The organism is Lachnospiraceae bacterium (genome assembly GCA_022794035.1).
Taxonomy (GTDB): domain Bacteria; phylum Bacillota; class Clostridia; order Lachnospirales; family Bianqueaceae; genus CALWPV01.
The window spans coordinates 114,167-138,421 of record JAAWDX010000001.1 but is presented as its reverse complement, the minus strand read 5'-3'; the positions used below and the strand labels follow the sequence as shown (position 1 = coordinate 138,421).

General features: G+C 47.4%; 23 protein-coding genes and 2 tRNA genes. 19 read left to right on the top strand and 6 right to left on the bottom strand.

Translation table 11 applies throughout. The annotated features are described in order from the left end of the window. The 11 genes from noc (at position 1) to lepB (ending at position 10,044) form a co-directional block, all read left to right on the top strand. Entirely contained in the window at positions 1-789 is a 789-nt protein-coding gene (gene noc, locus HFE64_00645; protein ID MCI8631983.1) for a nucleoid occlusion protein, read from the top strand. 24 nt (positions 790-813) lie between these two features. Beyond that, complete coding sequence (locus HFE64_00640) at positions 814-2,529, top strand: arginine--tRNA ligase (protein ID MCI8631982.1); 1,716 nt, start codon at positions 814-816, stop codon at positions 2,527-2,529. Between the two features lie 41 nt (positions 2,530-2,570). Next, positions 2,571-3,452, top strand: coding sequence for a YegS/Rv2252/BmrU family lipid kinase (locus HFE64_00635; GenBank protein MCI8631981.1), 882 nt, complete (start codon positions 2,571-2,573; stop codon positions 3,450-3,452). A gap of 197 nt (positions 3,453-3,649) precedes the next feature. Beyond that, on the top strand, positions 3,650-4,417 hold the full coding sequence (locus HFE64_00630) for a ParA family protein (protein ID MCI8631980.1): 768 nt from the start codon (positions 3,650-3,652) through the stop codon (positions 4,415-4,417). A 15-nt stretch (positions 4,418-4,432) separates the two neighbouring features. Then, on the top strand, positions 4,433-5,362 hold the full coding sequence (locus tag HFE64_00625; GenBank protein ID MCI8631979.1) for a ParB/RepB/Spo0J family partition protein: 930 nt from the start codon (positions 4,433-4,435) through the stop codon (positions 5,360-5,362). Position 5,363: 1 nt separating this feature from the next. Next, the gene (locus HFE64_00620) at positions 5,364-6,206 is read left to right on the top strand and encodes an HAD family phosphatase (protein MCI8631978.1); all 843 of its coding nucleotides are present in this window, start codon (positions 5,364-5,366) and stop codon (positions 6,204-6,206) included. Positions 6,207-6,259: 53 nt separating this feature from the next. Next, positions 6,260-6,332: transfer RNA gene (locus HFE64_00615), tRNA-Arg, on the top strand. 137 nt (positions 6,333-6,469) lie between these two features. Further along, positions 6,470-7,768, top strand: coding sequence for an MFS transporter (locus tag HFE64_00610; GenBank protein ID MCI8631977.1), 1,299 nt, complete (start codon positions 6,470-6,472; stop codon positions 7,766-7,768). Positions 7,769-7,897: 129 nt separating this feature from the next. Then, complete coding sequence (locus tag HFE64_00605) at positions 7,898-9,289, top strand: aminopeptidase (protein MCI8631976.1); 1,392 nt, start codon at positions 7,898-7,900, stop codon at positions 9,287-9,289. 59 nt (positions 9,290-9,348) lie between these two features. Further along, positions 9,349-9,421: transfer RNA gene (locus tag HFE64_00600), tRNA-Arg, on the top strand. Positions 9,422-9,471: 50 nt separating this feature from the next. Next, entirely contained in the window at positions 9,472-10,044 is a 573-nt protein-coding gene (lepB, locus tag HFE64_00595) for a signal peptidase I (protein ID MCI8631975.1), read from the top strand. 57 nt (positions 10,045-10,101) lie between these two features. Here the strand turns inward: lepB and HFE64_00590 are convergent, their stop codons facing one another. The 3 genes from HFE64_00590 to asd all read right to left on the bottom strand — a co-directional run bounded on the left by HFE64_00590 (position 10,102) and on the right by asd (position 12,833). Continuing rightward, a complete protein-coding gene (locus HFE64_00590; GenBank protein MCI8631974.1) occupies positions 10,102-11,286 on the bottom strand; it encodes a cation:proton antiporter in 1,185 nt (394 codons plus the stop codon). Further along, entirely contained in the window at positions 11,283-11,624 is a 342-nt protein-coding gene (locus tag HFE64_00585; GenBank protein ID MCI8631973.1) for a hypothetical protein, read from the bottom strand. Before HFE64_00585 ends, HFE64_00590 begins: the two co-directional genes overlap by 4 nt. A 129-nt stretch (positions 11,625-11,753) precedes the next feature. Continuing rightward, entirely contained in the window at positions 11,754-12,833 is a 1,080-nt protein-coding gene (gene asd, locus HFE64_00580) for an aspartate-semialdehyde dehydrogenase (protein MCI8631972.1), read from the bottom strand. A gap of 383 nt (positions 12,834-13,216) precedes the next feature. On the opposite strand from asd, the gene HFE64_00575 reads away from it, so the two are divergent. The 4 genes from HFE64_00575 (at position 13,217) to HFE64_00560 (ending at position 17,070) form a co-directional block, all read left to right on the top strand. Then, positions 13,217-13,909: a hypothetical protein gene (locus HFE64_00575; GenBank protein MCI8631971.1), complete on the top strand. Its 693-nt coding sequence runs from the start codon at positions 13,217-13,219 to the stop codon at positions 13,907-13,909. 15 nt (positions 13,910-13,924) lie between these two features. Beyond that, positions 13,925-14,935, top strand: a complete 1,011-nt coding sequence (locus HFE64_00570; protein ID MCI8631970.1) for a GGGtGRT protein — start codon at positions 13,925-13,927, stop codon at positions 14,933-14,935. Positions 14,936-15,127: 192 nt separating this feature from the next. Next, positions 15,128-16,138: a dTDP-glucose 4,6-dehydratase gene (gene rfbB / locus HFE64_00565; GenBank protein ID MCI8631969.1), complete on the top strand. Its 1,011-nt coding sequence runs from the start codon at positions 15,128-15,130 to the stop codon at positions 16,136-16,138. Between the two features lie 83 nt (positions 16,139-16,221). Continuing rightward, positions 16,222-17,070, top strand: coding sequence for a DegV family protein (locus HFE64_00560; GenBank protein MCI8631968.1), 849 nt, complete (start codon positions 16,222-16,224; stop codon positions 17,068-17,070). A 44-nt stretch (positions 17,071-17,114) separates the two neighbouring features. Here the strand turns inward: HFE64_00560 and HFE64_00555 are convergent, their stop codons facing one another. The 3 genes from HFE64_00555 to HFE64_00545 all read right to left on the bottom strand — a co-directional run bounded on the left by HFE64_00555 (position 17,115) and on the right by HFE64_00545 (position 19,211). Continuing rightward, positions 17,115-17,597, bottom strand: a complete 483-nt coding sequence (locus HFE64_00555; protein ID MCI8631967.1) for a GNAT family N-acetyltransferase — start codon at positions 17,595-17,597, stop codon at positions 17,115-17,117. Positions 17,598-17,608: 11 nt separating this feature from the next. Continuing rightward, positions 17,609-18,586 (bottom strand): nucleoid-structuring protein H-NS, encoded by a 978-nt coding sequence (locus tag HFE64_00550; protein ID MCI8631966.1) that lies wholly within the window; start codon positions 18,584-18,586, stop codon positions 17,609-17,611. Between the two features lie 472 nt (positions 18,587-19,058). Continuing rightward, a complete protein-coding gene (locus tag HFE64_00545; GenBank protein MCI8631965.1) occupies positions 19,059-19,211 on the bottom strand; it encodes a hypothetical protein in 153 nt (50 codons plus the stop codon). Between the two features lie 677 nt (positions 19,212-19,888). On the opposite strand from HFE64_00545, the gene HFE64_00540 reads away from it, so the two are divergent. The 4 genes from HFE64_00540 to eno all read left to right on the top strand — a co-directional run bounded on the left by HFE64_00540 (position 19,889) and on the right by eno (position 24,223). Then, positions 19,889-20,242, top strand: coding sequence for a C_GCAxxG_C_C family protein (locus HFE64_00540; GenBank protein ID MCI8631964.1), 354 nt, complete (start codon positions 19,889-19,891; stop codon positions 20,240-20,242). Positions 20,243-20,307: 65 nt separating this feature from the next. Beyond that, on the top strand, positions 20,308-20,880 hold the full coding sequence (locus HFE64_00535) for a sugar O-acetyltransferase (GenBank protein MCI8631963.1): 573 nt from the start codon (positions 20,308-20,310) through the stop codon (positions 20,878-20,880). A gap of 66 nt (positions 20,881-20,946) precedes the next feature. Further along, entirely contained in the window at positions 20,947-22,932 is a 1,986-nt protein-coding gene (locus HFE64_00530; protein ID MCI8631962.1) for a thioredoxin domain-containing protein, read from the top strand. Between the two features lie 25 nt (positions 22,933-22,957). Continuing rightward, positions 22,958-24,223, top strand: a complete 1,266-nt coding sequence (gene eno, locus HFE64_00525; protein MCI8631961.1) for a phosphopyruvate hydratase — start codon at positions 22,958-22,960, stop codon at positions 24,221-24,223. Positions 24,224-24,255: the final 32 nt, after the last annotated feature.

The window sequence follows — 24,255 nt, the reverse complement described above, 5'->3', positions numbered from 1 at the left end:
ATTTTGACAAATCAGTTGCTTGTTCAATCCATTGATGTACAGAAAGTTGTGCCTAATCCTTATCAGCCGAGGCATGTGTTTGAGACGGAGGCGCTGAGGGAACTGGCGGAATCGATTAAAAATCATGGAGTGCTCCAGCCGATTACTGTGCGGCAGGTGGGAGCAGAATATGAGCTGATCGCGGGGGAGAGGCGCCTGCGTGCTACGCGCATGGCCAGGATGGAGGAGATCCCGGCCATCGTTGTGGAAGCGGATGATGAAGAGAGTGCGGTGCTGGCGCTGATTGAAAATATTCAGCGGCAGGATCTGAACTATATGGAAGAGGCGAAGGGGTATCAGAGGCTGGCGGAGGACTATCACATGACGCAGGAGGAAATTGCACGTGTGATGGGTAAGACACAGCCGGCGGTGGCGAATAAGCTGCGCCTTCTGCGTTTGGGAAAAGAAGTGAGAAGTATTTTGTCGGAATATGGGCTTACAGAGCGGCATGCACGTGCCTTGCTTCGCCTTCCGGAGGAAAAGCTGCAGGTAGAAGCGGCGGCGCATATGGCAAAGGCAGGACTCAATGTACGTGCGGCGGAGGCGTATATCGACAGGATTTTACAGCAGATAGAGGAGCAAAAGCAGAAAAAACCAAGAGTTCGGCGGTTTATTCGTGATATCCGCCTGTTTACGAATACGGTGAATAAGGCTGCTTCTTATATGAAGGAATCCGGCGTGCCGGTGCAGGTGACGGAGAATAAAGCAGAGGGCTATTACGAGATGGTGATTCGCGTGCCCTATCAATAAAAGGATAAAACGGAGGTTGAAGGTATGTATTGTAAGGATTATGTAGTAAAGGAGCTGGCGGCCTGTCTGCCTGACTTGACGGAGGAGCAGATTAGCGAGGGCATTGAAATCCCGAAAGAAAAATCGATGGGAGATTATGCATTCCCATGCTTTCGTTTGGCCAAGATCATGCATAAGGCGCCCAACTTAATTGCACAGGAGGTAGTCGCCCAGCTGCAAAACAGTGAGGTTTTAGAAAAAGCAGAGGCTGTAGGGCCCTATGTTAATATGTTTCTAGATAAGGCGTGGCGCGCGCAGTTTGTTTTAGGGCAGGTGGATGCCGCAGAAAAGGAAGGTCGCGCCTATGGTTCCTCTTCCATAGGAGAGGGGAAAACGGTGGTGATGGATTATTCATCCATCAACGTGGCTAAGCCCTTTCATATCGGACATTTGCGCACGACTGTAATTGGAAATTCAATCAGCCGAATTTTAAAGTTTTTAGGCTATAAGACTGTCAGCATCAACCATCTGGGAGATTGGGGCACTCAATTTGGCAAAATGGTGCTGGCCTACCGCAAGTGGGGAAATCCAGATGAGGTAGAAGCGAAGGGTGTACGCGGCCTTTTAGAGCTGTATGTTCGTTTTCATGAGGAGGCAGAGCGTAATCCTGAGCTGGAAGAGGAGGCACGCGCTACGTTTACCTCCATGGAGCAGGGGGATGAAGAAGCGCTTAAGCTATGGAAGCTCTTTGTAAATATCAGTCTGAAAGAGGTGGATAAGGTATATGCCATGCTCGATGTGCAGTTCGATTCATATCTGGGAGAGAGCTATTATTGGAATAAAACAGATGAGCTGATCCAAAGGCTGAAGGAGAAGCAGCTGCTGCAGGAAAGTGAAGGCGCGCAGATTGTGGATCTAAGCGAGGATAACATGCCGCCCTGTTTGATTCTTAAAAAAGATGGCAGCACACTGTATACAACACGGGATATTGCAGCTGCATTATATCGGAAGGCAACCTATGATTTTGATAAATGCCTTTATATCACCGGCATGGAGCAGAGCCTTCATTTTGCCCAGTGGTTCAAGGTGGTTGAAAAGATGGGCTATCCGTGGAGTCAGGATCTGGTACATATCCCCTATGGGCTGGTTAGTTTGGAAGGCGGCGGAAAGCTGGCAACACGAAGCGGCAACGTAATCTTTTTAGAGGATCTTTTGAAAGAGGCTGTACAGAAAACAAAGGTCATCATGCAGGAAAAGAACCCCGATCTGGAAAACATGGACGAGGTTGCCGAGCAGGTCGGCGTTGGCGCCGTAGTATTTCATGACTTGTTTAACAATCGGATCAAGGATGTAACCTTCAGCTGGGATCAGGTGCTGAATTTTGATGGAGAGACCGGGCCGTATGTGCAGTACACCTTTGCACGTGCTTCCAGCATCCTGCGTAAAGCAGCCTGGGAGCCTGCACAGCAGGAAGAAATTGATATGTCCTGCCTTACCGATGAATATTCACAAGAGCTGTTAAAGCTCATCGAGAGCTTTCCGAAGCGTGTGGCCGAAGCCTGCCAGAAATGGGAACCCTATATGGTAACGCGCTATACTGTAGCGATGGCCACGGCATTTAATAAATTTTATCATGAAAACAGCATTTTGAATGCAGAGGAAGCCGTTAAAAAAGCAAGGTTGAAGCTTACGTATGTAGTGGCGCAGATTATTAAGCAAGGTTTATACTTGATTGGTGTAAAGGCGCCGGAAAAGATGTAAGTTAAATTCTATTTAAAATAGAAAAGAGGTGAGGATGGTCTGTGCGGGATATTATTTTAATTTATAATCCGAAAGCCGGTGATACCTATTTTCGCTTTTCCTTAGATCGGTTTATAGAGGTCTTTTCAGAAAAGGAATACGAAATACGGGTGTTTAGGAGCCGGAGGGCCGGCGATATGGCGGCATATCTTGAGGAGTGCGATTTAAGTCTTACACAGGCCATCTTTATTGCCGGAGGAAATGGAAGCATCAATGAAGTAGTCAATGCCATGATGCGGATTGGATCTAAAATTCCAATTGGCGTGATCCCAGCGGGAGTGGAAAATGATTTTGCCAAATCATTGGGCTTTGGCGCAGATCTGGAAGAAAACCTGAAGGCCCTTGCCGTGATGGATGCTGTGGCAGTCGATGTTGCGAGAGTCAATGATCAATATTTTGTTAATTTATGCAGTGCGGGAACCTTTACCAGCCTTACGAATGTAAGCAGCGATATGAAAAATACATTTGGGCGATTAGCGTATTATGTAAAGGGGCTGGGGGCCCTGACCAAGATACGGAAAATGAACCTGCATATTGAGACAGAGCAGGCAAGCTATGAGGGCGTATATGCGTTTCTGATGTTGATCAATGCCAAAATACAGCGAGAAAGAAAAGATATTGTCGGGCTAACGGATGGAAAATATGATCTGCTAGCGATTAAAAATGCAGGGATTGCAGATATTGCGAGGATTTTTCTTAAGGTTATCAAACGGGAACCGATCGATAATAAAAATGCGCTGCATTTGCAGGGAGATTATTTCAAAATATCTGCAAAAGATTGCATAGAAACAATAGAGACAGAGGTAGACGGGGAAAAAGGACCATCATTGCCATTAGAAGTGAAAGTGTATCGGGGAGCACTCAATTTCTTCATTAATAAATAGGTTCTTGGCGTTTCAATTGCCAAGAGCCTATTTTGTTCCACGTGGAACAAATATAGAGAAAGATCTAAGAAATGTTCCACGTGGAACATGAAAAGTTTTGCTTTTAAATAGAGATATGATATAATAAAGGCGGCAAAGCAGTTTCGGCGATTTAAGCCTTGATAGGATTAGAGTGCTAAAAAATGGAGGATTTATGGATGGGCAAAGTGATTGCGATTGCAAACCAGAAGGGCGGGGTCGGTAAGACTACGACAACGGTAAATCTGGGGGCATGTCTGGGAGAAAAAGGAAAAAAAGTATTGATCATTGATATGGATCCTCAAGGAAACACAACTAGCGGATTTGGAATTGATAAGGAAACGCTGTTTGCAACAAGCTATGAGATGGTGCTGGGTGACAGCACAGCACAGGAGAGCATCATAGAGCTTCCGCAATATAAGATTGACCTAATTCCAGCGAGCATTGATTTGGCGGGGGCAGAGGTAGAGCTGATCGGAATCGATCAGAGAGAACGGTTGCTGGATGAAAAAGTGGCAAAGATTAAAAATAATTATGATTTTATTTTAATCGATTGTCCGCCATCGTTAAATATACTGACGATCAATGCATTTCGCGCGGCAGATTCAATTTTAGTACCGATTCAGTGTGAATTTTATGCACTAGAAGGATTAACACAGCTCATCAGCACTATCAATTTAGTAAAGCAAAGATTAAATCCTAAAATTGAAATAGAAGGACTTGTGTTTACCATGTATGACAATCGAACCAATTTGAGCCTTCAAGTGGTAGAAGAAGTGAAGAATTTCTTGCCTAGTAAAATATATGAAACGAAGATTCCTCGCAATATTCGGTTAGCAGAAGCGCCAAGCTATGGCATGCCGGTAATATATTATGAGAGAACTTCTAAAGGTGCCGTCAGCTATTTGGAGCTGGCAGAAGAAGTGATTCAAAGAAACCAGAAGTAAAAGGAGCTGATCAATATGGAAAACAAGGCAAAAAAACGGGGCTTAGGAAGAGGATTAAGCGCTTTGATGGGCAGCAGCGAGAAGGAAGCGCTTACTATATCAGAAGAAAACTCGTCAGAGATAAATGGACAAGGTGCTAAAAAAACAGACGGTGTTTGCTGGCTTGATATTTATCAGGTAGAACCAGACAGGGCACAGCCAAGGCAAAAGTTTGATGATGAAAGTTTGGAAGAGCTTACCTCATCGATAAAACAGTATGGCGTGCTGCAGCCATTGATCGTGCAGGAAAGAGATGGATTTTATCAGATTATAGCAGGAGAACGCAGGTGGCGGGCGGCCAAAAATGCAGGAATTGAAAAAATCCCCGTCATTATTAAGGAATATACCTCTGAGGAGGTATTAGAAATTTCCCTGATTGAAAATATTCAAAGGGAAGATTTGAGTCCGATTGAGGAAGCAAAGGCTTATAGGCGGTTGATGGAAGAATATCATCTGAAACAAGAAGAGGTTGCTGAGAAGGTCGGCAAGAGCCGTTCGGCACTCGCCAATGCACTCCGTCTTTTGAATTTGGAGGAGACAGTGCAGGGATGGGTAGAGGTAGGTGCCCTTTCAGCAGGACATGCCAAGGTTCTGCTGGGAAGCAAAGAAAAAGAGGAGCAGCGCATATTAGCGCAAAAAGTGATAGAAGAGGGGCTTAGCGTTAGACAGCTGGAGAAGCTCCTGGAACTAAACAAAAAGAAAAAAGAGCAGGCTGAGAACAAACAAGAGCCACAGGACGCAGTACAGGCGCTGATCTATAGCTCTATTGGCCAGCAGATGCAGGATATTTTAGGTACGAAGGTCAGCATTGTACAAGGAAAAAGAAAGGGGAAAATTGAGATTGAGTATTATTCGGCGGACGATTTGGAACGCATTATGGATATGCTCAATCAGATTAAGCAATAATATGTTTCGGTTATTAGGACTTGATTTAGATGGAACGCTGTTAAATGATCAAAAGAAAATTTGCAGGCCGAACATAGAAAACCTGCAAAAAGCAAAAGAACAAGGGGTAAAAATTGTACTATGTTCAGGCAGATCAGCCGATGGTATGCAGAGAGAGCTGAATCAGCTGGCGCTTAAGGAAGAAGGGCAGTATGGAATCGCATTAAATGGCGGTGTAATTTTTGAGACCACAGGAAAGGTTTTAAAAAAGAATCTGATGAACGAGGAGGCAGCTAAAGCACTGATCTCTCTGGGACGTTCTATGCTGGAAGAGATTAATATTCAGTTATATACAGGTGATAGAGTGTGTGTGGAACGGTGGAATGAAACAACAGATTTTTATCAGGAAGCAACCGGAAGCCATCCACAGATTGTAGAAAACTTGATGGACTATGCGGAGAAGACGGTCAAAATTGTCTTTTTTAGCAGGGGTGTCATCGATGAATCGCTTAACAAGATACGGATATTAAAGGAAAAGGTAGAAGGGCAGCTCCCCAAGGAAACGCAGAGCGTGATTTCAGCACCCTATTTGCTTGAGTTTTTTGATCAGAAGGTAGATAAAGGAAGAGCGGTCAAGGAGTTAGCGGACTATCTAAGGATTGGTTCGAGTGAGGTTATCTGTGTGGGAGATCAGGAAAACGATCTGCCTATGCTTCGCTACGCAGGAGTGGGAGCCGTGATGCAGAACGGAGCTCCCGAGGTAAAAGCGGCAGCGGATTATATTACAGAAAAGAATAATAATGAGGGCGGGGTGGCAGAAGTAGTAGAGCGGTTTATCTTGGCGAAAGAGGAAGCAGACATATAAAATTCACTTGCTTTTTAAACAAAGATCATGTATAATAGAGTTTGCTTTTAAATGCACCCGTAGCTCAGTGGATAGAGCGATGGCTTCCGGAGCCATGCGTCGGGGGTTCGAATCCTCTCGGGTGTATTCATAACAAAAAGAAGCTGATTATAAAAATCAGCTTCTTTTTGTTATGGTGAGACTTAAATATTTCTGACCTGTTTTTTCCATAGCCTTTTAAACGGCAGGGGTGATACAATACCAATAAAAGAAAGGAGAAAAGAATGAGTAAACAAGCGGTGCAATCAGTAAAGGAATTAAAAGCCTTTTTTATTTTATGGAGCACGCAGAGTCTTTCTCAGTTAGGCAGCAGCATGACCGCTTTTGCACTAACACTTTGGCTGTATGAAAAGACGGGATCTGCATTACAAACGGCTTTGCTTGCTATATGTACCTATGTTCCGTATATTTTGATGAGTGTGCTTGCCGGGGCGCTCAGCGACCGGTGGAATAAGAAAAAAACAATGCTGGTATGCGATTCGCTGGCGGCGCTTTGCACGGTAATTACATTCATTATGTTAAAGTTAGATGTTTTGGAAACATGGCATTTATATGTGTTAAATGCGATCAATGGTTTAATGAATACAGTGCAGCAGCCGGCGGGGGAGGTTGCAATGACAATGATTATTCCCCCAAAGTACTATCAAAGAGCCAGCGGCCTGCGTTCTCTTTCTCAATCTTTGATTACGATTTTGAATCCGATTTTGGCAGCAGCGTTGTTTTCTTTTTTAGGGATGGAAGCAGTGATAGCAGTCGATTTAGGCAGTTTTCTCATAGCATTTGCGGCGTTAGGACTATTTGTAAATATTTCCGATGGGCAGAGAAAAGAAAAGCAAGAGTCTGTTTTTAAATCAGCCAAGAATGGTCTGCTCTTTTTGAAAAGGAATCCACTTATTTTTTCGCTGATTTTATTTATGGCAGGCGTTAATTTTGTGGCATCTGCATTCGATGCGGTACTGCCAGCCTATGTTCTTTCGAGTCCAAGCGGTGGACAAAATGTCTTAGGCGCCGTTACGGCCTCGGCGGGAATCGCAACACTCATAGGAAGCGGTATGGCGTCGCTTCTGCCAAAGCCGAAGGACCGGATTAGAGTTATTTATTTAACGATGCTAATTTCATTAAGTACAGAGAATTTTTTACTGGCGTTTGTAAGGCAGCCTATTTTATGGTGTATAGGGCAGGTGATCGGATGGGTTCTGGTGCCGGTTATGAGTGCCAATATGGATGTGATTTTAAGATCGTCTATTCCGGTGGATATGCAGGGCAGGGTTTACGCATGCAGAAATACATTGCAATTTTTTACGATTCCGATCGGGCTATTTATAGGCGGCATTATGGTGGACGACGTGTGTGAGCCTTTGATGGAGAAAGCGGCAGAGGGCAGCTTGCTGAGGCAGTGGTTCGGTGCAGGAAAAGGCTCGGGAGCTGCGCTGGTTATGTTTATTTTAGGAGTCCTGGGAGCAGTCTTTTGTTTAGTATTCGGAAGAATTTTAAAAAAATATCATTATGAAGAAAAGGCGTAACGGAAAATCATAGATATAGCAGTTCATTGAAAAATAGAAAAGCAAAGTAGAAAAATTTCCCTTGGGGACTTGTGCAATCTGACGATTCGAGATATAATGAAAACAAGCTAAAAAAGGAGGTAATTTCCAATGGAGAAGAAATCTTTATGGGAGAGCTGGACACCCGAAATGAAGCAGTCGATGACAGAATTCTGCGAGGGTTATAAGGCTTTTATGTCCAAGTGCAAAACGGAGCGGGAATGCGTTGACGAGATGATCGCAATGGCAGAGGCCGCTGGATATACGAATTTGTTTGATGCTGTAAAGGCAGGCAAAAAGCTGACAGCCGGCAGCAAGGTATATGCGAATAACCGCAATAAAATGCTGATGATGGTGCAGATCGGCACGGATGATTTGGAAGAAGGACTGAATATCCTGGGAGCGCATATCGACTCCCCGCGTCTGGATCTGAAGCCCAATCCGTTATATGAGGATAGCGGCTTTGCGATGCTGAAAACGCATTATTATGGCGGTATTAAAAAGTTCCAGTGGGTGACTATGCCGCTTGCACTGCATGGCGTTGTTGCTAAAAAGGACGGTACGACTGTAAAGATCTGTATCGGTGAGGATGCCGGCGATCCGGTATTTGGCATCTCAGATATTTTGCCGCATCTGGCAAAGGATCAGCGCTCTAAGAATATTAACGAAGCGTTTAGCGGAGAGGATTTGAACATCACATTTGGCAGCACGGCTGCCGAGGGAGCAGAAGGCGAGAAAGATCTGTTCAAGAAGAATGTGCTGGATATCCTTAATGAAAAATACGGTATTGAGGAGGCTGATTTCCAGTCTGCTGAGATTGAAGTAGTACCGGCGGGACCGGCGCGTGATCTGGGTATTGATCGCAGCATGGTATATGCATATGGGCATGATGACAGAATCTGCGCGTATACATCCGTTATGGCACAGCTGGATCTGGCACAGGAAGAGGCAAAGAAGACCTATGTGACGCTGCTTGTTGATAAGGAAGAGATCGGAAGCGTGGGTGCGACCGGTATGCATTCTAAATTCTTTGAGAATTGTATGGCAGAGATCATGGAGCTGTGCGGCGGCTATAGCGAGCTGAAGCTGCGCCGCTGTCTGTCTGCTTCTAAGATGCTTTCTTCTGATGTGAGCGCAGGATTTGATCCCAATTATGCAAATGTGCATGAAAAGAATAATGCGCCGTTCTTCCACTATGGTCCGGTGCTTCATAAATATACGGGAAGCGGCGGCAAGAGCGGTTCCAATGATGCAACGGCAGAGTATATTGCACAGCTGCGTCAGGCTTTTGAAAGCCATGATGTGAAGTTCCAGATGGCCGAGCTTGGTAAAGTGGATCAAGGCGGCGGCGGTACGATTGCGTTTATTTTGGCGCAGTATTCGATGGACGTAATTGATCTGGGTATTCCGCTTCATAATATGCATGCACCGTGGGAGGTTGCTGCAAAGTCTGATATTTTTGAAGCTTATAGAGCCTATAAAGTGTTCCTGCAGAATTTGTAAGAGTTACCTAAGCGCCGAGGGATTTTCTTTAAGAAGATCCCTCGGTAATCATGAATCCTACACCTGTAGCTCAGGGGATAGAGCAGTGGTTTCCTAAACCATGTGTCGGAGGTTCGAATCCTCTCAGGTGTATTCTGTTTCCCATATACAGAAAAGAAGAGAAATAGAAAGGGTGCGGCAAGATGACGGGGAAAGAGTTGTCGAAGGTGATCAGGCGTTCCTTAGACGGAAAGGAAAGAAAACATACGGTTTTTCGGGAGATCATGAGCTGGGTGCTGGTGATTGTGCTTTCAATCGGCGCAGCGATGTTTTTAAACCGATTTATCATTGTAAACGCTAGAGTAACGAGCGGTTCGATGGAACATACAATTATGACAAAGGACAGAGTGCTGGGGTTGCGGTTTGTTTACTGGTTTTCGCAGCCACAGCGGGGCGATATTATCATTTTTAAATATCCGGATAACGAAGAAGAAATTTATATTAAGCGTGTCATTGGGCTGCCGGGTGATATAGTAGAGATTGTAGACGGTCAAGTATATATCAATGATCAGCCTTTGGACGAGCCCTATTTGTGGGAGAAGCCGTATGGTAGCTTTGGACCGTATGAGGTGCCAGAGGGACGGTATTTTATGCTGGGAGATAACCGAAATAACTCGCGGGATTCCAGAAGCTGGGTTAATAAATATGTGACAAAGGATCAAATATTAGGAAAAGCATATTGGGTCTATTATCCGAATTTAAAAAGTGTCGGATAAATGATAAAATAAATAAAACCTGTCGCGTTTCATTGCGGCAGGTTTTTTAGTATGAACTTATTTTGTTTTGTCAGGTAGTGCGATTTCGCCGGCCTTGGTGAGGCTTAGCTTCGCTACGGCAGGACCAATCAGCTCATAGATCAGTGTGGCACATAAAATGATGGCTCGAATCGTAGCGCCATATTCGGGGACGGCCGTAGTGGCGATCAGAGAAAGTCCGATGGCAACGCCGGCCTGCGGCACGAGCGCCATGCCTAAATACTTGCGGATGGGTGCGGCAGCCTTGCAGATAGCTGCGGCTAAGGCAGTGCCTGCCATTTTTCCCGCTACGCGGAGAAGCACATAGATGATGCCAGCCACGCCGATGCTGGGCAGGATGGAAAGCTGCAGCTCTGCGCCGGAGGCAACGAAAAACAGTAGGAATAAAGGCGGTGTAAAGCCTTCAGCGATGCTCATGATTTTCGGTGTTTCGCGGCTGAAATTGGCGAGGGCTGCGCCCATTGCCATGCAAAGAAGCAAAGAGGAGAAGCCGCAGAGATCAGCCAGTCCGACGCCTAGGAAAACAAAGGCAATGATGAGGGAAAGGCGGTTTCCTTCTTTTTTGAAGAAACGGAGGGGAATTGTGAAGATAAGCCCCAATACAAAACCGACGATTAAAGCGCCGCCGATTTCAAATAACGGAGAAAGCAGCGTCTGCGCAATGGATACATGCCCGCCTTCTAAGGCGTTGGCGACGGCAACACAGATACCAAAGTACATGAGGGCTGTGGCGTCATCGATGGCCACAACAGAGAGCAGCGTCTCTGTCATAGGGCCTTTAGCGCGGTACTGCTTGATGACCATGATGGTGGCAGCCGGTGCAGTCGCGGCGGCAATGGCGCCCAGCACCAAGGAAAAAGAAAGGCTCTGGCCAGCGATCAGCAGCCCGGTTACAACAAAAATGACGGCAAACAAGGACTCAAGGGCGGCGATGATAATGGGCGTGGCGCCGACTCGCTTGAAGTATGAAATTTTGAATTCGTTGCCGATAGAAAAAGCAATGAAGCCCAGTGCAGCATTGGAAATGATGGTAAAGCTTTCGATTGCATCCCGGGGAATAACATTGAAGACACTGGGACCGATCAGCAGCCCGGCAATCAAATAGCCTGTAACATTGGGCAGCTTAATATGTTTAACGAGCCGGCCGCAGAGCATGCCGGCAAAAATCATAATGGCTAAGGCTAAAAGCGTATTTTGTATCATTCGTTCGTTTTCAGTCCTTCCGTATAGCCTACCGGGACGGTGAAAATGATACCGGTATCCGGTTTGTCGAGGCCGCCTGTTACTTCATTGACGATCTGAGATACGACAGGGATCTGAGCTTCGTTAATGACCATAAAAATGGTGCGGCTTTCCTTGTGGCCGGGATCCAGCAGCATCCGCAAAGACATCATAAACGACAGATCGCTGAATTCGCTGAGGCTGTGCGCCATTCCCTTGCTTTCTAGGATGGTGGCGCCATATAGGTTCGCCTCTCCAAGCTTTTCGAGAATTTCTTCAAGGCACTCAATTTTGTTTAAAACAATAAACAGTAGCTGCATAGAGTTTTCCTCCTAAAAGATGAAGTATATGGGTTTATTGTAATCATTTTATCTGTGAAATTCAAGAGCGCAAATAAAAAAAGCTAAACCGAGTGTCAGCTCGATTTAGCTTTTTGATTTGAAATCCAATCAGTCTAAATAGCCCTGCGCTGCCAAAAGCTCAGCCAGTTCAACAGCGCCGCCGGCCGCGCCGCGCAGCGTGTTGTGAGAAAGACAGACAAATTTAATATCATATTGTGAATCAGGACGGAGCCGCCCAACGCTAATGGCCATGCCGCCTTCGAGTTCACGGTCCAGTTTAGCCTGCGGACGATCGGCCTCTTCAAAGTAATGAATAAACTGCTGCGGAGCAGAGGGAAGCCCAAGCTCCTGCGCCGGAGAGCGGAACGTCGCCCAAATCTCCTTAATTTCCTCAAGGCTTGGTTTTTTCGCAAAAGAAGCAAACACAGCGGCCGTGTGGCCATCGCTGACCGGCACGCGCAGACACTGCGTCGTGATCGCCACATCATTCGCACTTACAATTTGATCGCCCTCGATATGCCCCCAGACCTTCAGGGGCTCCTGTTCGCTCTTTTCCTCTTCGCCGCCGATATAAGGGATCAGATTATCAACCATTTCGGGCCAGCGCTCAAAGGTTTTTCCCGCGCCGGAAATCGCCTGATAGGTGCAGGCCAGAACCTTGGTCAGCCCGAATTTATCCTTTAACGGATGCAGGGCAGGCACATAGCTCTGGATAGAGCAATTGGATTTTACGGCAATAAATCCTTTTTTAGTGCCTAGTCTTTTGCGCTGAGCGCCAATAATGGCGGTGTGCGCTGCATTCAGCTCCGGGATAACCATCGGAACGTCAACAGTGCCGCGGTGGGCAGAGTTATTGGAGACGACGGGAATCTCGGCCTTGGCATAGGATTCCTCTAATGCTTTGATCTGATCTTTCGGCATATTGACCGCACAGAAAACGAAGTCAACGAGATCCTTTACAGCATCGATATCAGACGCATCTAAAACGATCATATCGGACATCGCGGCGGGCATCGGCGTTTTCATAGCCCAGCGGTTGCCGACGGCTTCTTTATAAGATTTACCGGCGCTGTTAGCGGATGCTAAAAGTGCAGTGACATGAAACCACGGATGGTTTTCTAAAAGGGTGGCAAAACGCTGACCGACCATACCGGTTGCGCCAATAATGCCTACACGATAATTTTTCATAGCGAGTACCTCCTACGCGTGAAGATTATAAATTCCGCAATATGATACCATCTGTCCTGCAAAATGTCAATTGTTTTAATGTTTTATCGGATGATGAGAGAGGGGCGAAAAAGATTTGAGAAAATAAATGCAGTATGCTATATTGAAAAAACAGTAAAATCAAATTATCTAAACAGGGGGGGCAGAGATGCTGATTGGCAATATCCATCAATTAAAGTGCGGATATAAAAAAACTAAAGTCTTGCAAAAAGCGCACATTGACAGGGTTTTAACGATGTGCTATACTTACCGTGGTTATAAATGCTTGGTCCCTTTGCGGCCTCTGGCCGGTACATAATTTGGCTGCGCTGTGGACTTAGATATTATAAGGAGGAAATGAATTTATGGTTTATTCACATGAAGTTGAAAAAATGTGCCCCGTTAAAGTTGGCGCTAGCCATGGTTGTGCTCCGATTCCTGAGGAAGGAAAATGGGTATATTCCAGAGAAATCAAGGACATTTCCGGTCTGACACATGGTGTGGGCTGGTGTGCTCCGCAGCAGGGCGCATGTAAGCTGACCCTGAATGTTAAAGAAGGGATCATTCAGGAGGCTTTGATTGAGACGCTGGGCTGCTCCGGCATGACGCATTCTGCGGCCATGGCTTCTGAGGCTTTGGTTGGCAAGACGTTGCTGGAGGCTGTGAATACTGACCTTGTTTGTGATGCGATCAATACGGCAATGAGAGAGCTGTTCCTGCAGATCATCTACGGACGTACGCAGTCTGCATTTTCTGAGGGCGGCCTGCCGATCGGCGCTGGTCTTGAGGATTTGGGCAAGGGTCTTTGCACGCAGGTGGGTACTTCCTACAGCACGCTGGCAAAGGGTCCGCGCTATCTTGCTCTGGCTGAGGGCTACATCACGCGTATGGGTCTGGATGAGAATGATGAAATCATTGGATATGAGTTTGTCAATCTGGGCCGCATGATGGAGATGGTTAAGAAGGGCGAGGATGCAAATGAGGCGCTCAAAAAGGCTACAGGATCCTATGGTCGTTTTGCAGAAGCTGCAAAATATGTGGATCCGAGAAATCAATAAGGGGGACTGAAAATCATGGCATTATTTGAGAGTTATGAGAGAAGAATAGACCAGATCAACGCTGCTCTGGCTAAATATGGTATCGGTTCCATCGAAGAAGCTAAAAAAGTTTGTGACGATGCAGGCATCGATGTATACAGCATGGTAAAAGGCATTCAGCCGATTTGCTTTGAGAACGCTTGCTGGGCGTACACCGTAGGCGCAGCAATTGCCATCAAGAAGGGCAACAAGAAGGCTGCTGACGCAGCAAAATCCATTGGCGAGGGTCTGCAGGCATTCTGTATTCCTGGTTCTGTGGCAGATGACCGTAAGGTGGGTCTGGGCCATGGCAATCTGGGCGCAATGCTGCTTTCTGACGATACCAAGTGCTTTGCTTTTCTGGCAGGCCACGAGTCCTTTGCAGCTGCAGAGGGTGCGATCGGTATTGCTAAATCTGCGAACAAGGTTCGCAAAGAGCCCCTGCGTGTCATTCTGAACGGCTTGGGCAAGGATGCGGCTAAGATCATCAGCCGGATCAATGGCTTTACTCATGTGGAAACTCAGTTTGATTATTTCACCGGCGAGCTGAAAGAGGTTTATCGCAAGGCTTATTCCGACGGAGAGAGATCTAAGGTTCTGTGCTATGGCGCAGATGATGTGCGCGAGGGCGTTGCCATCATGCACCGCGAGGGTGTGGATGTATCCATTACCGGTAACTCCACCAACCCGACCCGTTTCCAGCATCCGGTGGCTGGTACCTACAAGAAGGAGTGCATCGAGCTTGGCAAGAAGTACTTCTCAGTAGCATCCGGCGGCGGCACCGGTCGTACGCTGCATCCTGATAACATGGCGGCAGGTCCTGCTTCCTACGGCATGACCGATACCATGGGACGTATGCACAGCGACGCTCAGTTTGCTGGTTCTTCTTCCGTTCCGGCTCACGTGGAAATGATGGGTCTGATCGGTATGGGCAACAACCCGATGGTTGGTGCGACGGTTGCAGTAGCAGTAGCTGTTGAGGAAGCAGCTAAGGCAGGCCGTTTCTAAACTATTTAAAAGCAAATAGAGGGGTGACTTTTTATGGGGAATAAAAGGTCACCCCTGTTTATTTATATGTGGACAGAGAAGCACAGATAAAAAAGTGTGTTGAAGATGCAGAGGCTAAAAGCTATACTTGTTGTCATAGTAATTTCTGCAAAAACCAGCTTGTATGAATGCGTGGGGAAAGGAACTGAAAATATGAAAATAATGGTAACGGGCGGAAGCGGATTTATCGGTACGAATTTTATTAAATATTGGTTAGATAAATATCACGAGGATGTGGTTGTCAATGTTGATAAAATGACATACGCAGCGGTAGAAACCAATCATGAGGATACAGCGTTAGCGTATCCGGAGCGTTATTTCTTTGAAAAAGCAGATATTTGCGATTATGATACCATGCTGAGCATTGTTAAAAAATATGAGATAGAAACCATCGTCAATTTTGCGGCAGAATCGCACAATAGTTATGCGATTATCAATCCCACCGTGTTTTATCAGACGAATCTCATGGGAGTGCAGACTTTATTGGAGCTGACGAGAAGAGGATATGTAAAAAGGCTTCATCATATATCCACCTGTGAGGTTTACGGAAGCCTGGAGCTGGATTCCAATGAAAAATTCTATGAGGATTCCCCTCTGTTTCCTAATACCCCTTACAATTCGGCTAAAGCCTGCGGCGATCTAGCAGTGAGGGCGTATGTCAAAACATATGACGTGCCGGTAACATTATCCAATTGTGCCAATAACTACGGTCCCTATCAATTTGTTGAAAAGATGATTCCTCTGTTTGTGACCAACCTGATTTTAGGAAAACCATTGACATTATATAAAGAAAGTCAAAACAGAAGAGAATGGCTGCATGTAAAGGATCATTGCAGAGCAATTGATGATATTCTGCACAAAGGCGAGTTAGGGCGGACATATAATATCGGAAGCGGATGCGAAAAAAGCATTGAGGATATTGCAGGTCATATACTGGCTTACTTTAACAAGGGCGATGCGGATAAGGTATATATTCCGGACAGACCATCCCATGACAAACGATATTTATTAGATTCAAGCAGAATTAGAAAAGAGCTTGGCTGGAAGCCCGAGGTCAACTTTGAAGACGGCTTAAATGAAACGATAGAATGGTATTTAAAGAATGAAAAATGGTGGAGGCCTCTGCTCGAACGAAGAGTGGTGGATGAAACAAAATGGAAATAAAGTAAAGGTTGTCAATTTCGTTCAGAAGAGATATACTATCTAGTTGATAGGTAAAAAGGTCTCATGATGAAAGGAATTAGACAATGAGCATTAGAATTATCGTAGATTCGGCCTGTGATCTTACGCAGGCCGAGGCGAAAAAATTAAATATCGAGATTTTGCCGCTTAAAACCATGTTTGGCGATACAGAGTACTTGGATGGAGTCACACTTACCCATCAGCAGTTTTTTGAAAAGCTGATTGAGACAGATATACTGCCCACAACCAGCCAGATTGCTCCGTATGAATATGAGGAGCAGTTTCAAAAGGTAAGGGAAGCGGGAGATACAGCAATCTGCATCACGATATCCGCCAAGCTTTCCGGCTGCTATCAGAGCGCACATATCGCGATAAATGGGTATGAGGAGCAGGTGACGCTGGTCGACAGCGAGAATGTATGCATTGGAGAGCGCTTACTGGTGCTTTTGGCTGTGCAGCTTCGCGATGAAGGTAGGTCCGCAAGGGAGATTGCGGAGATTTTAAATCAAAAAAAGAAGGATATCCGCCTGATTGCGCTGCTGGATACGCTGGAATATCTGAAAAAAGGAGGGCGCATTTCCAAGGCAGCGGCAATGGCGGGCACGCTGCTCAGTATCAAGCCCGTTATTGCCATTGAAAACGGAGAGGTAGCCATGCTGGGCAAGGCACGCGGCTCTAAAAATGGCAATAATCTGCTGCGGGAGCTGATCAGCCAGCAGGGGGACATCAACTTTGACCTGCCGTTTTGTCTGGCCTACAGCGGTCTGGACGATAGCTTACTTAGAAAATATATTGCCGATCATGAATCGGTTTATAAAGAGCATACGGATTCGCTCCCTGTTTGCTCCATTGGGAGCAGCATTGGCACGCATGTAGGACCGGGCGCGATTGCCGCCGCCTTTTTTGTAAAATAAAAATCACCGCCTCAGCAGCTTTGAAGGGCTCTGAGGCGGCATTTTTATTCTTCTACATCCATTTTCATATATCTTCTGAAGGTCTTTAAGCCTGCACTTTCATAAAAGGCTAGTGCGCCGGTGTTGAATTCCCACATATCCAGCTCTATTCTTTTAAAGCCCCGCTTTTTGGCGTCTTCTTTGATAAAATCGATCATGGCCGTAGCAATACCCTTTCGCCTGTGGTTTTCATCCACGCCGAACTCTTCTATATGGAAATACTTCCGTTCTTTATTAAAAGGAGATTCCGGTCTTGTGACATACTGAACCATGGCGAATCCAACAATCTCATCGTCAATAGCAGCAACAATCACTCCGCTGTTTTCCTCGTCAAATTTTGTATATATGGAGGGTTCTACGAGCGGCCAGGAATCCTCGCGGAATATATCGGAGAGGCCTTTAACATGAATCTCATTGACCTGTTTGCGGATTTTGTTTACGGCCGCGAGCTCCTCTCTTTTGGCATATCTTACAATCAAATTTTCCATACCGGCTTTCCTTAAAAATTATCAAGCAGGGATTTGTAAAACTCGCAATAATCGCTTCGCTTTTGCGCTGTAAACTCCATGGCCTCACGCGGATGGCGGTTCAGCTGCCCCGTGAACATGTACTGCAGATCATAGCCCCATACGACGCCCTGCTCCTTAAGTGGCAGCATGTAGTTTTCGATAAAGGTGAGCAGACTGTACAGATTGTATTTGGGATTCTTCAGGAAGCCGAGCAGCAGCTCCATTGCACAGTTGCCAGCGCCGCGCCCCATGCCCATGGCGGTGGCGTCCAGATAGGAAACACCGTAGGAAAGCGTCTCGATGGTGTTGGCAAAGGCCAGATTTTGATTGTTATGCGCGTGGAAGCCCACCAGCTTGCCATATTTTTCGGCGGCAGCCAGATAAACCTCAGCCAGGGCGGAGGCATTTTCCGGATACAGCGAGCCATAGCTATCAACAAGGTAGATCACATCGACGGAAGAGTTTCCGAGCATCTCCAGCGCCTGCTGCACCTGCTCCAGGCCCACCTGAGAAATGGCCATGATATTGCAGGTGGTTTCATAGCCCAGATCATGCAGGTATTCGATCATCTCAATGGCCGCCGGCATCTGATGGATATAGCAGGCCACGCGCACCATATCGATCACGCTCTCCGACTTAGGCAAAAAATCGGTCTTAAAATCACAGCGCCCAACATCGGCCATCACGCAAAGCTTCATGTCAGAGATATTATCGCCAACGATGGCACGGATATCCTCTTCATTACAAAACTTCCACTTGCCAAAATCACTTTCGCGAAACAGATTTTTGCTGGCCTTGTAGCCAAACTCCATATAGTCCACGCCGCTTTTAATATTGGTCTTGTAAAGCTCTTTAACAAATTCATCGCTAAAAGCAAAATTGTTGCACAGGCCGCCGTCGCGGATGGTTGCATCGATCACCTTAATATCATTGCGCACGGCCATCAGATTTCCTTTTCTTGGTGACATACCTAGATCCTCCAAAGTTTTTATGATAAATTCTGAACTGGGCAGCAGAATCGGCCAAAAATAAAAGCCCGTCCTATTGAAAGGACGAGCATACACTCGTGTTACCACCTTACTTCACGGAAAGCTCACGCCCTCCGCCTCATCAGGTACAGCAATCCGGCCTTGCGGCCCAAAATGACGATACCCTGGCACCTTTCTACGGTCTGCCTCTCCGTCGCAGCCTACTTACTGATCGTCTCATCGTTCAATTGAGCGATGTTGGATCCTGTTCGGTGCGCAGCTCAAAGATGTATTCACTATGGGTATCCACGCGCCTCTCACCGTCCGGCAGCTCTCTGTTTGTCTTCGCCACAGCTACTCTTTCTTGTCATAGCCTTTCCGTTTGCTTGATTCAGTTGCTAGTTAGTATAGCGGCTTTGCAGTGCTTTGTCAAGGATTTATTTAGAAGTGCTTGTAGACCATTAGAGATCGGTTACGCCAGTAGAACTTGTTTACGCCGATGATGGCTGAAATTGAAAGCAGCGGCTGTGTGCTGCGCCGAGTATGGCTGAAATTGAAAATATAGCTGAATTTTTTCAGCTATTTTGATCTCTTCTGCCACCTCCGGTGGAATTTCTTCCACCATATGTTTTTCAGAAGTCGTTCATGACGGGCAATTTTCCACCACAGTTCGCCTGTTCCGCCATGATTAGCTGAAATTGTTCAGCTAATTTCAATTTTTTGCTATAGACGGCTGAACAGTATAATCAATATGGTCTAGCTACTCAGGTACGCTACGCTGTGCGCGTGTAGTCGGCGTTGCACAGTCCTAGTTTTTTCATTTTTAACGTATCTTTTGGCGATTAGCCCCGTTATGCTGCGCTAATAACGGCGCATTTAACGGGTTAAAATAGAGAATAGCCCCGTTAAATAAGGACATAGACGCGATACCTAACGGGCAAAATCCCCTAATAGCCCCGTTAAATCACTTCAGATAAGGAGCCGTCAACGGAGATAAAATAGAAAAGATACGTTAAATAGCTTAAAAATAGCTTCTGATAACTTCCGGAGATTCGCATCTTATCAGCGGACCTGTATGGATGGTGTGATGTGGGTAGCCCCAATTAGATCAATGGAAATCAAAAGCCTTATCTTTTCTGACATATAATCATCCCTTTGTTGCATTTATTGGTTTTACTTGCCCTTAGAAGCCATTGCAAAAGAAAGTTAGTTAATGAAAAAGTTATATTTCCAATAAATATACAATGCAAAAAACGAAGGCTCTGATAAAATTTAGACCAACTATAAAGGAGGAAAACAGAGATGGGAAAACTAGCAGATCAAGCAGTCAATAACCATAGAAATTATCACAGCTGTTCGGCAGCTGTGCTTTGTGCATTTCATGAAATGGCGGGGTTATCTGAGCAGCAGGCGGAGAAAGAAGCAGCGCCGTTTGCAAGCGGGAGAGCAGGCAAATGCGGCGCAGTCATGGCGGCGGAATATGTGCTGAAGCAGGTTTACAACAAGGATGCAGAAGGCAAAATAGCAGAGTTTGAAAAAAAGTTCATGAATCATCATAAGGGCTCCGTGATGTGCCATGACCTGATGGGCTCGTGCAGAGCTTGTGTAACGGATGCAGCTTTGATATTGGAAGATACACTAGAACAGCCTGATTAATCAAAATATGTCAGATCGGCAAATGCTGCGCTTAGCAGGCATAGCTACAAGAAATGGAGGGTATGATGACAGAAGAAGAAAAGCTGGATGCAGGCTTATATTATGATTTTTGGGATGCCGGTGTCAACGGCAGAAAGCTGAATGCAATCAAATTTTGCAGAGAACTGCGAAAGCTGCAGGATGCGGATGCTGCGGAGGAGGAGCAGGCAGCGCTGATCCGGACCTATTTTGGGTCAGTAGGGCGCGATGTGAGCCTGTGCCCCGGATTCATGTGCGACAGCGGAGAGAATATTCATGTGGGCGATCAGTTTCTTGCCAACTATAATGTGACAATTCTCGATATCATGCCAGTGCATATTGGCGACTATGTTATGATTGGTCCCAATACATTGATTACTACAGTAAACCATCCGATCACGCCCAAAGGGCGAAGAGAACATCTGGGGATTGGAAAACCTGTCAATATTGGAAACGATGTATGGATCGGAGGAAATGTGACGATTCTCCCCGGCGTAACAATTGGCAATAATGTCATCGTTGCCGCCGGAGCCGTGGTGACAAAGGATGTTCCGGATAACTGCATCGTGGGCGGCATCCCGGCCAAGAAGATCCGCGATATTGAAAACGATGTCATTTAATTTAGAATGATTCCATAGCAGACAGCGCATACTCTATGATAAGTTTGATCATAGGAGGCGGCATAGATGAATCATTTAGAAAACGAAAAATCACCCTATTTAAGGCAGCACCGCGAGCAGGCGCTGGATTGGTACCCATGGGGCGAAGCAGCATTTAGTAAGGCAAAGGAAGAGAATAAGCCAATCCTGCTCAGTATTGGCTATTCGACCTGTCATTGGTGCCATGTAATGGCGCAGGAAAGCTTTGCGGATGAGGGCATAACAAGGCTGCTGAATGAAAGCTTTGTGGCAATTAAGGTCGACAGGGAGGAGAGGCCGGATATCGATGCGATCTACATGCGGGTATGCCAGGGAATGACAGGTTCCGGCGGCTGGCCGCTGACGATTCTGATGACGCCGGAGCAGGCGCCGTTTTTCGCCGGCACCTATCTGCCGCAAAAAGCATTTTATAACTTATTATTAGAAACGAAAAAAATGTGGAAGCAGGAACCCGACGCATTATGGCGCACAGGCCGCCAGCTGGTCAACTGGCTGCAGCAGCCGGCGACAGAAAGTGAGATAGTGCCTCCGGCAGCGCTGTGGGAGCAGGCCGTCAACTGGTTTGAGGCAGCCTACGACCGGCGCTGGGGTGGTTTTGGAGCTGCGCCTAAATTCCCCAGTGCGCATACACTGTCATTTTTGCTGCGCTATGCGCAGAAAGAAAGGACGGAAAATAGCGCGGATATCCGAAAGATGGTCGCGCAAACGCTGCAGAAAATGGCGCAGGGCGGGATCCGCGATCATCTGGGCGGCGGCTTTTCGCGGTACAGTACGGATGAAAAATGGCTGATGCCGCATTTTGAGAAGACGCTGTATGATAATGCGCTTTTGGCTATGGCCTATAGTGAGGCGGGCTATCATGCTCTGGCGCAGGAAACGCTGGATTATGTGCTGCGGGAGCTGCGGGACGAGGAGGGCGGCTTCTACTGCGGACAGGACGCCGATAGCCAGGGACAGGAGGGACTGTTCTATCTGTGGAGCAAGCCAGAGGTCATAGAGGCGCTGGGGCAGGAACGCGGCGAAGCGTTCTGGCGCGCCTATCATATGGAGCGAAAAGGGCTGCCCAACCAGATCGGAGAGGACTTTGAGCGGCAGGCCGCTGAGCAGATGGATGAGGAGCGCCGGCAGCTTTTCGCATACCGAAAGACGCGGTACCCGCTGGGCGTTGATGACAAAATCCTGACAGCGTGGAACGGGCTGGCCATAGCCGCATTTGCGCAGGTAGGCCGGCGGCAGCAGCGAAGGGAATACCTGCAGGCAGCTGCAGCGGCGGCTGCATTTTTGGAAAAGCATCTGGTCAAAACCTCCGGGCGTTTATATCTGCGCTATCGGGACGGAGAAGCGGCGCATGTCGGGCAGCTGAGCGACTATGCATATTATGCATATGGCCTGCTGCAGTTGTACAAGGCAGTGCACAAGGCCTCCTATCTATTGCAGGCGGTGCATACGGCGCAGCATATGCAGGCGCTGTTTGCGGATCCCGAGGGCGGATATTTCACCACTGCCAAGGACGCAGAGCCGCTGATTGCGCGCCTGAAAGACACCGAGGACGGCGCGCTGCCCTCGGGCAATGCGGTCGCTGCGTGGGTGCTGATTGAGTTGGCTCATTTTACAGGCGAAAGCAAATGGCGGGCGGCTGCAGACAAGCAGATTTCCTTTATGAGCCGCCAGGCGGCCAACGTGGCGGCGGGTCACACCTTCTTTCTGCAGGCGCTTCAGCTGCAGAAGTATCAAACACAGATGCTGGTGTGCGCAGCCGCAGCCGACGATTTTTGCATGCCGGAAATAGAAGAGGCGATGCAGGACGAGCTGGCGGTATTGGTGAAAACGCCGGCAGAGGAAAGGCTGCTGCAGGAAGCGGCGCCATTTACAAAGCAGTATCCGATCCCGGAAAAGGGCGTGAGCTATTATTATTGCAGCAGTGAGAGCTGCCAAGCGCCGGTCACCAGCTTTGAAGAGGTGAAAAGCCTGTATAATGCACAGAAAAATGGGCAGACTAATTCCCAAAACTGATAGTCAGGAGAGGGAAGCAGATATGATGAAAGGTTTAAAGATCGAAAAAATCACCGGGCGTGAGATTTTGGATTCGCGCGGCAATCCAACCGTGGCGGCGCAGGTTACGCTGGCCGATGGCAGCATCGGCATAGGCATGGCGCCCAGCGGTGCGTCGACCGGTATCTATGAGGCGCTGGAGCTGCGCGACGGAGATCCGTCCCGTTATGGCGGCAAAGGAGTCACCAAGGCCGTGCATAATGTACAGGGCTGCATTTTCCATGCGCTCAAAGGGATGAACGCCAGCGAGACGATGCAGATCGATACGGCCATGCTAAAAGCAGACGGTACACCGGACAAGTCGCGCCTTGGCGCAAATGCCATTTTGGCCGTTTCCATTGCCTGTGCCCGCGCAGCAGCCAAAAGCCTCAGGCTGCCGCTTTACCGCTTTTTAGGCGGAATCAATGGCAAGGTGCTGCCAGTACCGATGATGAACATTTTAAACGGCGGTGCGCATGCAGCCAATTCGCTTGACGTACAGGAATTTATGATCATGCCGGTGGGCGCGGCAGATTTTAAACAGGGACTGCGCTGGTGCAGCGAGGTGTTCTGGATGCTGAAGGGTATTTTAAAGGAAAAGGGTCTTACGACGGCTGTTGGAGATGAGGGCGGATTTGCGCCGGATCTGCATAGTGACGAGGAAGCGATTGACTGCATTCTGGAGGCCATTGTCAAGGCAGGCTATGAGCCAGGCCGCGATTTTAAGATCGCGCTCGATGCGGCGGCCAGTGAATGGAAGGCCGAGATGACCGGAAAGTACCGCATGCCTAAATCGGGCAAAGAGCAGAGCAGCGATGAGCTGATCGATCACTGGGAAAAACTGTGTGATCGCTATCCGATTGCTTCTATTGAGGACGCGCTTGATGAAGAGGACTGGGAAGGTTGGCGCAGGCTCACCGAAAAGCTGGGAGACCGCGTGCAGCTGGTAGGCGATGATCTGTTTGTGACCAATACCGAGCGGCTGCAAAAAGGGATCAGCATGGGCTGCGCGAATGCAATCCTGATTAAGCTTAATCAAATTGGGACGCTTTCTGAGACGCTGGACGCCATTCAGATGGCACAGAAGGCAGGCTATAAAACGATCATTTCTCACCGATCCGGCGAGACGGAGGACACGACGATTGCAGATCTGGCGGTGGCCGTGAATGCAGGACAGATTAAAACGGGCGCGCCGAGCCGCAGCGAACGCGTGGCCAAATATAACCGTCTGCTGCAGATTGAAGAGGAAAAAAATCTTGACAGACGAGGGTAAGCCGCACTACAATGAACGAAAAAAGAGCCGGT